The 11,277-nt window shown below is 46.5% G+C and carries 5 protein-coding genes; 3 read left to right on the top strand and 2 right to left on the bottom strand.

What is annotated here, in order from left to right; genetic code table 11:
- Positions 1 to 1,057: 1,057 nt before the first annotated feature.
- Positions 1,058 to 3,118: a protein-disulfide reductase DsbD family protein gene (locus QME03_RS09720; RefSeq protein ID WP_110370144.1), complete on the bottom strand. Its 2,061-nt coding sequence runs from the start codon at positions 3,116 to 3,118 to the stop codon at positions 1,058 to 1,060.
- Between the two features lie 77 nt (positions 3,119 to 3,195).
- Positions 3,196 to 4,485, bottom strand: a complete 1,290-nt coding sequence (locus QME03_RS09715; RefSeq protein WP_274946659.1) for an L-cysteine desulfidase family protein — start codon at positions 4,483 to 4,485, stop codon at positions 3,196 to 3,198.
- 655 nt (positions 4,486 to 5,140) lie between these two features.
- Between QME03_RS09715 and QME03_RS09710 the strand changes: the two genes are divergently transcribed.
- The 3 genes from QME03_RS09710 (at position 5,141) to mutS (ending at position 10,931) form a co-directional block, all read left to right on the top strand.
- Positions 5,141 to 7,177 carry an Ig-like domain-containing protein gene (locus QME03_RS09710; RefSeq protein ID WP_281724245.1) on the top strand — a complete coding sequence of 679 codons (2,037 nt, stop codon included), beginning with the start codon at positions 5,141 to 5,143 and terminating at the stop codon, positions 7,175 to 7,177.
- A gap of 189 nt (positions 7,178 to 7,366) precedes the next feature.
- Positions 7,367 to 8,179: a DUF3108 domain-containing protein gene (locus tag QME03_RS09705; RefSeq protein WP_273112241.1), complete on the top strand. Its 813-nt coding sequence runs from the start codon at positions 7,367 to 7,369 to the stop codon at positions 8,177 to 8,179.
- Between the two features lie 127 nt (positions 8,180 to 8,306).
- Complete coding sequence (gene mutS, locus QME03_RS09700; protein ID WP_110370142.1) at positions 8,307 to 10,931, top strand: DNA mismatch repair protein MutS; 2,625 nt, start codon at positions 8,307 to 8,309, stop codon at positions 10,929 to 10,931.
- The last annotated feature ends 346 nt before the right edge of the window (positions 10,932 to 11,277 follow it).

Below are 11,277 nucleotides of genomic sequence, written 5' to 3'. Positions count from 1 at the left end.
TATTGAAAATGTGGTGCACTACGCTCAAACAATATCATAGGCAAGATGCCGACAAACAAACAAAAGATGAACTGGATGAAATGTAAGCAACATCAATTGTGTGATTAGTGGTCTTACAATTGATTTGGGTTTAAAAAGCTGGGTGTAATGATTGAAAGCTACGGTAAATAGACTTTACAAAACGCATTTCAGTACTACACCACTTCTAGAAAGGCAAAAACGCTTGTAGGCGATGCCCCAAAATAGGCTTTTAATGCCCCAAACGAGACCAAAATGGTGTAAGTGCTTGTGCATAAGCACGCTAACACAAAAATGAATATTGCATAAAGGCAGGAGCTTAAATCATAACTTTTGCGCTGCTTTTTGAGTTTTTAGTGGGAAAAAGGTGCTAATTCTATGCTTATTGCGCCTTTTTCCCACTTTTTTTTGTGGTTCATGTCAGTTGTTTTTGCATAAAATTGGCCGCGCTCTTTGCTCACACACCTTGCGTTTTGCTGCATTTAGCCTTGCGTTTAGCACGAGTTAGCACTGCGTTTAGCACGAGTTAGCAGTGTGTTTTGCTGCAAAACGCAGTGTGTTTTGCACCATTTTGCAAAGTGTTGAGACTAAGGAGTAGGTAAGAAATGTGTTTGCATCAAGCCCTTAGTCTCACTTTTAGTTTCTTATATATGCTTGATTATCAAGCTTATACCTGATTTGTAGGGCCAATAAAGACGAATTTTAGACAGAATTTTAGACAGAAAAACAAGTAATGGACTGATAGAAACACACAGCTACCATATTTCGTAGCGCACCAACTTTTGCCCCGATTATGCAAAAAATATGCAGCAAACCCCTCCTAATACTCCAATTTATGCAGACAAGTGTGGGCGCGACTTAGAAAAACGCCTAGATTTTTGTTAAAATCTAAGCCGAATAATTTACAAAACAAGGCACGCTTGGGCACGAAAAAACCTGCCTAAAGGTGCAACAACAATGCACCATTAAGCAGGTTAGTGAATGTGAGGCCATGTGTTTAAGCCCCAAAGAGAGAAGCATTGCTACCCACGTGGGGCGCTTACTTCTTATAGTTGGTAAGTCCTTGGTTAAGGAAATCCATGTAATGCGAAATGTTTTCGTCGTAGCTATACGAGCGGGCAATGGGTTTACCCTCGTTGTTAACAGCCACATAGAAGGGCTGAGCGTTAGCTCCAAACTTGCTGCGTTGCAAGTAGCTCCACTTATCACCAACGGTTCTCAGTGTTCGTTTTTGTCCGTTCTCGGTCACTTCGATAGGTTCGGGCAGCGGCTTCTTATCGTCAACATAGAGCGAAATAAGCACATATTCCTTAGTAAGCTTGTCGGCAACCTGCGGATCGGTCCACACAGCAGCCTCCATTTTGCGGCAGTTAACACAGCCAAAGCCCGTAAAGTCGATGAGTACAGGTTTGCCTTGAGCAGCAGCAGCGGCCATACCCTCTTCGTAACTATCGTATTGAGCGCGCACTTCGTTGTGATAGAGGTTGAAGTCTTGTGTGTTCATGGGTGGTGCAAAGGCGCTAACAGCCTTGCAGGGAGCACCCCAAAGGCCAGGAACCATATAGATGGCAAAGGCAAACGACACCAAACCAAGCATCACACAGGGCACGGGCATGGCATCAGAACTACCTTGGTCGCTAGCAAATTTAAGTCTACCGATGAGGTACAGACCGAGTAAGAAGAACAGTGCAATCCATATTGAGAGGAACACTTCGCGGTCGAGCAAATGCCATCCGTAAGCCAAGTCGGCCACAGAGAAGAACTTTAAGGCGAAAGCCAGTTCGATAAAGCCCAGTACAACCTTGATAGTGTTCATCCAACTACCCGATTTAGGAGCTTTCTTAAGCCACGTTGGGAACAGGGCAAACAGCGTAAAGGGCAGAGCTAAAGCCACGGCGAAACCCAGCATACCAATGCCAGGACCCATGATGCTGCCCGAAGTAGATACCTGAACGAGCAAGAAACCGATGATAGGGCCAGTGCAAGAGAACGACACCAGGGCCAAAGTGAAGGCCATGAGGAAGATGCTAAGGATGCCACTAGTTGACGAAGCTTTGCTGTCTACAGCGTTACCCCATTTGTCGGGTAGGCGAATTTCGAACCATCCAAAGAACGAGAGGGCGAAAACGATGAGCAAAAGGCAGAACAGAATGTTGAATACAGCGTTTGTAGACAGCGAGTTGAGTGCCGAAGGCCCAAAGGCAGCGGTTACGGCAAGACCTAATGCCACGTATATAACGATGATGCTCACGCCATAAGTGAGGGCATCGCGTATGCCCTTAGCCTTATTTTGTGAGCGTTTGAGAAAAAAACTCACCGTCATGGGGATGATAGGCCACACGCAAGGTGTGAAAAGTGCGAGCAAACCGCCTATGAAACCCATGGCAAAGATGTAGAAAATAGAATTGTCCGACTTACCTTGATCGCCGTTATAGGCTTGCAGTTCGGCCACTACGGGTGCCCAAAGTCCAGCTTGTGCCACGTTGTCGTTATCGCTATTAACAGCTGTTGTGGCAGCCTTTTGTGTGGTGTCGGCTTCAGTTTTGTTGTTGGCAGCTGCCAGAGCAGCGAGCGAGTCGGCTTTTTCTTTAGCCAGTTGTGCAGGAGTTTTCGTTTCTTTGGCATCGGGAGCATTGGCAGGTCCGTTGCCTTTAAAGTCGAATTCCACTTGCGTAGGAGGCAAACAATTTTGGTCGTTGCATGCGCCATACTCCAGATAACCTTTAATATGATAGGTTTTTCCAGTTATCTTATATCTTTGAACAAAGCTCACGGCGTTTTCAAAGTAGCGCAACTTCATTTCAAACAATTTGTCGTAGTTGCTCAGTTCTTTTCCTTTAGCTTGCAGTTTTCCTGCAGCTTGAGCGCCTTCGGCCTTTTCGGTGGTAACGGTAGCCGAGATAGGTCCACCGCTTGGCAGTCCTGTAGAGTAGACATGCCATCCGTTATCAATCTTAGCAGTGAAGATAACATCAACTTCTGTAGGTGAAACCTGTTTTTGTTGTACGCTTACATGTACTGGTTCTTGCATCTGAGCCGATGCCCCCAGCGCAAAGACAGCTAGCAAAGCTGTCAGTAAGGCAAATCTAAATTTATTCATATCTAGTGGGGTTTTGTTTTGTTTATTATTTAATTAAAGTTTACTAGGTGGTTTTTATTGTATATAGCTTTTTCTAGTTAACACGATTTGTGCGTCATAATGTCAAGCACAAACTTATCTGTTTCGTCCATTCCTCGGCTACCAATGGCAGCAAGGTTACGTATAGAGCGGTCTACATCGTCGTCGATAATACCCTCTACCGAAGTAACATATTTGTGTTGAATGGCCAACATGGCGCTCAACACGGCCGTGCTAACACCCGTTGAGAGCTTAAGGGCGCACGAAGGTTTAGCCCCGTCGCATATCATTCCCGTGAGATTGGCAATCATATTCTTCACCGAGTAGCATATTTGTTCGAAATTTCCGCCCATGAGAAAGGTTATTCCGCAGCTACTTCCAGTGCTTGCCACCACGCATCCGCACAAGGCCGAGAGCGTTCCGAGGTGTTGTTTGATGTAGATGGCCGTGAGATTGCTGATGATGAGGGCGCGAACGAGTTCCTCTTCGGTGTTGTGGTTCTCGCGCGCAAAGGTAGTAACGGGCACTGTGGTGCAGATACCTTGGTTGCCACTGCCACTATTGCTCATCACAGGCACCATTGCACCGGCCATACGTGCATCGCATGCGCCACCCGTTGCCGAGAGAATGTGGGCGAAAATGCTATCGCCAAGCACGCCCTTTCCTAGTGGGCTGCACATGGTTTTGCCCAGTTGGTGTCCGTAGTTGTCTTCCAGTCCACATCGCGATGCGTTTTCGTTCAGTGTTTTAGCTTCGAGAATAAAGCGCAAATCACTCAGTGGCGACTCGGTAGCAAACTCATAAACCTTGCGCATAGACAGTTCCACATCGGTTTTAGCCACCGCTTCGGCACTGCAAGCAGCTCTGTCGAGCAGCACTTCGCTATTCTTACGCAGGAAAACAAAGTTGGTGTGCGACCCTTTGATGCGCGCTTCGGCCATTTCGTTACCGCTAGTGCAAGTGATGTTGATGAAGAGTTTGTTGGTGTCTTCGGTCTCCAACTTAATGTCGATGCGGTTTTCGGCAATCATTTGTTTGCCCAATTTCACGCTTTCGGGTGTGCAACCCTTGAGCACTTCCAATTGTTTTTCGCTGTCGCCGATGAGTACACCCAGCGCAATAGCAATGGGAAGTCCAATCATTCCCGTTCCAGGAATGCCCACTCCCATAGCGTTTTTAAGTACGTTTGCACTCAGTCGCACGTCAATACGTTCGGGCGTGCAGCCTAAAAGTTCTTTAGCCTTGGCCGCACAAAGGGCCACGGCGATGGGCTCTGTACATCCAATGGCTGGAACCACTTGTCGATGTATGAGCTCAAGAATAGCTTTCCTGTCGTTTTCTGATAGCATGGTAAGTTTGTCGGTTTATTTTATTACTAGCTGTAAATTATAATTTGCTTTTGTTGAGCGTTATTTAGCAGTGCTATAGCCTACTTGTTTCTTGTTGATGGACTTCGTTTTTGTAAGCAAAATGCATGACGATGCACACCTGTTGCACAAAGAGCCACTAACGTATGCAAAGTTAGTGGAATTTACTTAAAACCATCAAGCCTATGAATATTTTTTTTATAGAAATACAAACGAGGGATAGAAAAGAACAAAATTTTAACGTTTAGAGGGATAAAAGAACAGTACGATGGTTGTTTTTTGACTAGAAAATAAGCAAGAAAATTGGCGGAATGTTATATAAAAAGACTGTTTGTGAATGTGCAACGCCTATGGAGAACAACCGGCAATATGGCAAATATTCATTACCAACAAACCAAATAATCTCTATTTACAAGGCACGTAATCTTTAATAACAGGGAATTCATCCCAGTAAACAAGGCAAATAATCTCTAACATCAAGCCAAAAACCATGAACAAGGCGGGCAATTTCATTTTTTATTGTTACCTTTGCGGAATGCCGAATTGTGTGCATCAGTAGCACGCAAACCATTAAATAATAGAATAATCACACCTTATTATAAGGTGTAAAAATAGCAATAGCAGGTAAAAAGTAAATATGAAGGAACGCAACAACACGCACTTTACGCACAACACAACACGCACCAACGCCCTTAAAGGCAAGGTGTGGCAGTTGGTTTTGTTGTTGTTTGCAGTGGTTTTGATGGCCGCATGCGCCCGAATGGGTAACCCCGACGGTGGTTGGTACGACGAAACACCGCCCAAAGTGGTGGGAGCAACTCCAGCCGAAAAGGCCACTGGCGTTGGCTCGCGCAAGCTGCACATACGCTTCAATGAGTTTATTAAGCTTGAAAACGCCACCGAAAACGTGGTGGTTTCGCCACCTCAACTTGAAGCACCAGATATTAAAGCGGGTGGAAAATACATCAATATCGAACTGAAAGACTCGCTCAAGCCTAACACTACCTACACCGTTGACTTCTCGGATGCTATATCTGATAACAACGAAGGCAATCCCTTGGGCAACTATACCTACACTTTCTCTACTGGCGAACACATCGATACGATGGAAGTTGCTGGCTGGGTGCTTGATGCCGACAACCTCGAACCGGTGAAAGGCATTCTCGTGGGCCTGTATTCCAACCTTGAGGATAGCGCTTTTCTTAAGCTACCAATGGTGAGAGTGGCCAAAACCGATGCGCGTGGACACTTTATTATTCGTGGCGTGGCTGCTGGAAAATATCGCATTTACGCCTTGCAAGATGTGGATGGCGACTATCATCTCACTCAAAAGAGCGAAAAAATGGCCTTCAATCGCGAGATTATTGTGCCCTCGTCTAAGCCTGATGTAAGGCAAGACACCATTTGGCGCGACTCGCTTCGCATTGATTCTATCTCGCGAGTGAGCTACACACACTTCCTGCCCGACAATGTTATGCTGCGCGCTTTCACGCATGTGCTAACCGATAGATACTTCGTTAAGGCCGAAAGAACCAAGCCCGAGTGTTTCTCGCTCGTATTTACGGCAGGAAACAACGAACTACCACAAATCAAAGGACTAAACTTCGATAATGCCGATAAGGCTTTTGTGGTGATGCCATCGCTTAAAAAAGACTCGATAACCTATTGGATTAAAGATTCAATGCTGGTTAATCAAGACACCTTGCGCATGCAAATGCAATATCTGGGCACCGACACGCTGGGCAATCTGCGCCTTAACACCGACACACTTGAACTGCTTTCGAAAACGCCTTATGCCAAACGAATGAAAGAAAAGCAAAAGAAAGTGGACGAATGGAAGAAGGCTCAGGAGAAAGCTAAGAAGAAAGGCGACCCCTACGAAACGCAAATGCAACCCGAAATTCTGGCCGTTCAACTCAATGTTAACAGCAATATGGCCCCCGACGAGAATGTTTCGATAATGCTACCAACGCCCTTGCAAAGGCTCGATTCTACCAAAGTGCACCTTTATAGCAAGCGCGACACGCTGTGGTTTGAGGCTCGCTATCGCATTAGGGTGCGCGAAGCGGCAGACAGTGTGGCTCCGGTGGGAACCAATCTCTTGCATCGACGAAGGCTGGAGCTACAAGCTGAATGGAAACCAGGCGTTGAATACAGTCTAGAGTTCGACTCATTGGCCTTCACCGACATCTACGGGGTGGCTTCGGGCAAGATTAAGCAGGGCTTTAAGGTGAAAGACGACAACGAATTTGCTACATTGGCCGTGACGCTTACTGCGCTTACCGATTCTAATGTGGTGGTTCAGTTGCTCAATGCACAAGATGCCGTGGTGAAACAAACGCGCGCCGTGGCTGGTATGGCCAACTTCTACTATCTGCCTCCGGCCACTTATTACCTGCGATTGTTTGTAGACCGCAATGGCAATGGACGCTGGGACACGGGCGATTACTATCATGGCCTTGAACCCGAAACAGTGTATTACTTCCCCGAAGAAATAGAATGTAAGGCCAATTGGGATGCCACACGCACGTGGAACCCCATTGCTAAACAGCTAAACGAACAAAAACCGGGTAAGATTACCAAGCAAAAGGCCGATAAACGCAAGACCATTAAACGCCGTAATCTTGAGAGAGCCATACAAATGGGCATACCTTTGCCCAACAACTTGAAGTGAAAAGGTTCGTCGCATACACATCACTAATAGGCATCCAACGCCATTTGCGCAAGTACATCGCCTCGCCTCGTGGCCCTAACCCCTAACAAAACCAACGCGCAAAGTGAAGGCCTCGCGCCTTCTCTCATGTCATAACCCGCGTATGCTCGTGTAAAACCACTAGCATATCGCATAAAAAGAAAAAACGAGATGAAGAAGATAAAGTTGATTTTGATGCTCGCCCTGTTTTTTGTGGCAGCTCAATCGCAAGCACAATGTACGTTTCGCAACACCGCATTTAAGTCGGGAGAGTTTCTTACTTATAACCTTTACTTCAACTGGAAGTTTATTTGGGTAAAGGCAGGCACGGCATCTATGTCGGTGGTTCAAAGTCTTTATAACGGCAAGCCCGCCTATCGTGGCAGTCTTATCACGCGTGGCAACAGCAAAGTAGACAATTTTTTCATACTTCGCGATACACTTCTGTGTTATTCTTCTTTGGATATGGCTCCGCTTTACTATCGAAAAGGGGCGCACGAAGGCAGTCGTTACACCGTAGACGAGGTGTATTACAGTTATGCCGATGGCAAATGCCATATCAAACAGCATCGCCAGTATCACGATGGCAATCACTTTTGGGGTAACAAAACGCTAGAAGAGTGTGTGTTCGACATGATGAACATCTTCTTGAGAGCGCGTTCGTTTAACCCCGAAGGATGGAAAAACGGCAACGAAATTCCCTTTACCGTGGCCGAAGGCGATGAGTTTATACCCGCTGTGCTACGCTATAACGGAAAAACCACAGTGAAGGCCGATAACAAAATTAAATATCGCTGCCTTGAACTGGCTTACATCGAGCGCAAACCCAATAGCAAACCCAGAGAGATTGCTCGCTTCTTTGTTACCGATGATGCCAACCACGTGCCCGTGCGCATTGATATGAACCTGAAATTTGGTTCGGCTAAGGCTTACGTTGTGGGTATGAAGGGCTTGAGGGGCGCTGTTTCGTCTGAGGTTAACTAGATAGCGGCGATAGGTTTTTAGCTTCTAATAGGTTTTCTAGCTATGCAAGGCATCCTAAATATTCTGCCATCCAAACCCAGCTTACCCCATTACTAAACAAATTGTTCACTCAAACCCAATTCATACAATGGCGCAAAACGATCAGGGGTTAACCCCCATGATGAAGCAATTTTATTCTTTCAAGGCCAAACATCCTGATGCCTTGTTGCTTTTCCGTTGCGGCGACTTCTACGAAACCTACAGCGAAGATGCCGTTGAGGCTGCTCGCGTGCTAGGAATTACACTCACTAAGCGCAACAATAAAGGCAATAGCGATGCCACTGAGATGGCCGGATTTCCACATCATGCCCTTGATACCTATCTGCCTAAGCTTATTAGAGCTGGCAAACGCGTGGCCATCTGCGACCAATTAGAAGACCCTAAACTAACGAAAACGCTCGTTAAACGTGGTATTACCGAACTGGTTACACCGGGTGTAGCCATGGGCGACACCGTTCTGAATTACAAAGAAAACAATTTTTTGGCTGCTGTGCACTTCGGTAAAACGGCCTGCGGTGTGGCTTTTCTCGATATTTCTACTGGCGAATTTATCACAGGGCAAGGCTCGTTCGACTATGTGGAGAAGCTGCTAGGAAGCTTTGCACCTAAAGAAGTGCTCTACGAACGCACACATAAAAAAGACTTTGAACGCTATTTTGGTAATAAACATTGTGTGTTCGAACTCGATGATTGGGTGTTTACCGAACAAACGGCTCGACAAAAATTGCTTAAACACTTTGGAACAAAAAACCTTAAAGGCTTTGGTGTGGAGCATGTACAAAGTGGGGTGGTGGCTGCTGGCGCCATTATGCAGTATCTTGAGATTACGCAACACAACAATATCGCACACATTACGGCCCTCGCCCTTATTGAGGAAGACCGCTATGTGCGACTGGATAAGTTCACCATTCGCTCGCTCGAACTGATTCAACCCATGCAAGAAGATGGCGCTTCGCTGCTCAATGTGGTAGACCGCACCGTTACTGCCATGGGTGGACGCTTGCTAAGACGATGGCTGGTGTTCCCACTTAAAGAGGTAAAACCCATCGAACAACGCCTAGATGTGGTGGATTACATCTTTCGTTACCCCGATTTTCGCGCACTTCTCGACGAACAGCTGCACCGAATTGGCGATCTCGAACGCATTATCTCGAAGGTTGCCGTTGGACGTGTGTCGCCTCGCGAGATGGTTCAACTCAAAAATGCACTGCAAGCTATTCAGCCTTTAAAGATTGCTTGCCTTGAAGCGGAGAACGAAACGATACGCCAAATAGGCGAACAAATGAACCTTTGCGAAAGTCTGCGCGACCGAATTGAACACGAAATACAACCCGACCCACCCCTGGTGGTGAACCGCGGCAACGTTATTGCCGAGGGATTTTGCCCCGAACTCGACGAACTGCGCAACATCTCGCGTGGCGGGCGCGACTTCCTTATCGACATTCAGCAGCGCGAAGCCGAGGCTACTGGCATCAGTAGTCTAAAAATTGGCTACAACAACGTGTTTGGCTACTACCTCGAAGTGCGCAACACCTATAAAGATAAAGTGCCCGAAGAGTGGGTGCGTAAGCAAACTTTGGCCCAAGCCGAACGCTATATCACGCAAGAACTTAAAGAATACGAGGAAAGAATATTGGGCGCCGATGAGAAAATTCAATCGCTTGAAGAACGTCTTTTCAACGAACTTATCGCTGCCACACAAGAGTTTATCCCTCAAATTCAAATCAATGCCAACGTGGTGGCACGACTCGACTGCCTACTTAGTTTTGCCAAAACGGCCGAAGAAAACCGATATGTGCGCCCCGTGATTGAAGATAGCGATGCTCTGGACATACGCCAAGGCCGACATCCTGTTATCGAAACCCAACTTCCACCCGGCGAACACTACGTGCCCAATGATATTCTGCTCGACACCGAACGCCAACAAATCATCATTATCACTGGTCCCAACATGGCCGGTAAGTCGGCTTTGCTACGCCAAACAGCGCTTATCGTGCTTCTGGCCCAGGTGGGATGTTTCGTTCCGGCCGAAAGTGCACGCGTGGGATTGGTCGATAAGATATTTACACGTGTGGGAGCTAGCGACAATATAGCCCAGGGCGAGTCTACTTTTATGGTAGAAATGACCGAGGCCTCGAACATTCTCAACAATGTATCGCCCCGTTCGCTGGTGCTTTTCGACGAGTTGGGCCGTGGAACATCCACCTACGACGGCATAAGTATTGCCTGGGCCATTGTGGAATACTTGCACGAACAGCCTAAAGCGCGCGCCCGAACACTCTTTGCCACCCACTATCACGAACTCAACGAGATGGAAAAGAACTTCAAACGCATCAAAAATTTCAATGTGAGCGTGAAAGAAGTGGATGGTAAGATTATCTTCATGCGACGATTGGAACGCGGAGGTAGCGAACACTCGTTTGGTATACACGTGGCCGACATCGCTGGAATGCCCAAAAGCATCGTGAAAAGGGCCAACACCGTGCTCAAACAGCTTGAAGCCGACAATGCACAAGTGGGCGGAACGGTGGGCAAACCCAGTGTTAAGCATCTGGATGAGAGTAGAGAAGGCATGCAATTAAGCTTCTTCCAACTAGACGACCCCGTGCTTTCGCAAATTCGCGACGAGATTTTGGGACTTGATATCAACAATCTCACCCCCATGGAGGCACTCAATAAACTGAACGATATTAAAAAAATAGTGGGCGGATAAGGTCATTGTATTCTTTGTTTTTGGCCAATACTCTACCATTTTGTGGCAATAAGAAAGTACAAGATAGCTTGTAGCGTCACTACAAGCTATTTTGTACCGCGCATAACCCTACAGATGCTGTTTAAAAAGCCGTGTAAATGGTTTCGCTGCTTTTACTTTTCTGCATTTCAACTCAATTCGGTGTTAGGCTGATTTGAGTTGAAACACACTATCCCCAACAAATAAATCTTGCCTCAAGGACAAAAACAATGGGTGGATAGGGTTTGCTAAGCCACTTCTAATTCACCTAAATTATGAGCTCCACACCTAATATAATAATCAAATAGTATAGTATTTCGCAAAAATA

Source organism: Hoylesella shahii, assembly GCF_937990675.1.
GTDB classification, from domain to species: domain Bacteria; phylum Bacteroidota; class Bacteroidia; order Bacteroidales; family Bacteroidaceae; genus Prevotella; species Prevotella shahii.
This window is presented reverse-complemented; position numbering and strand designations above follow the sequence as displayed.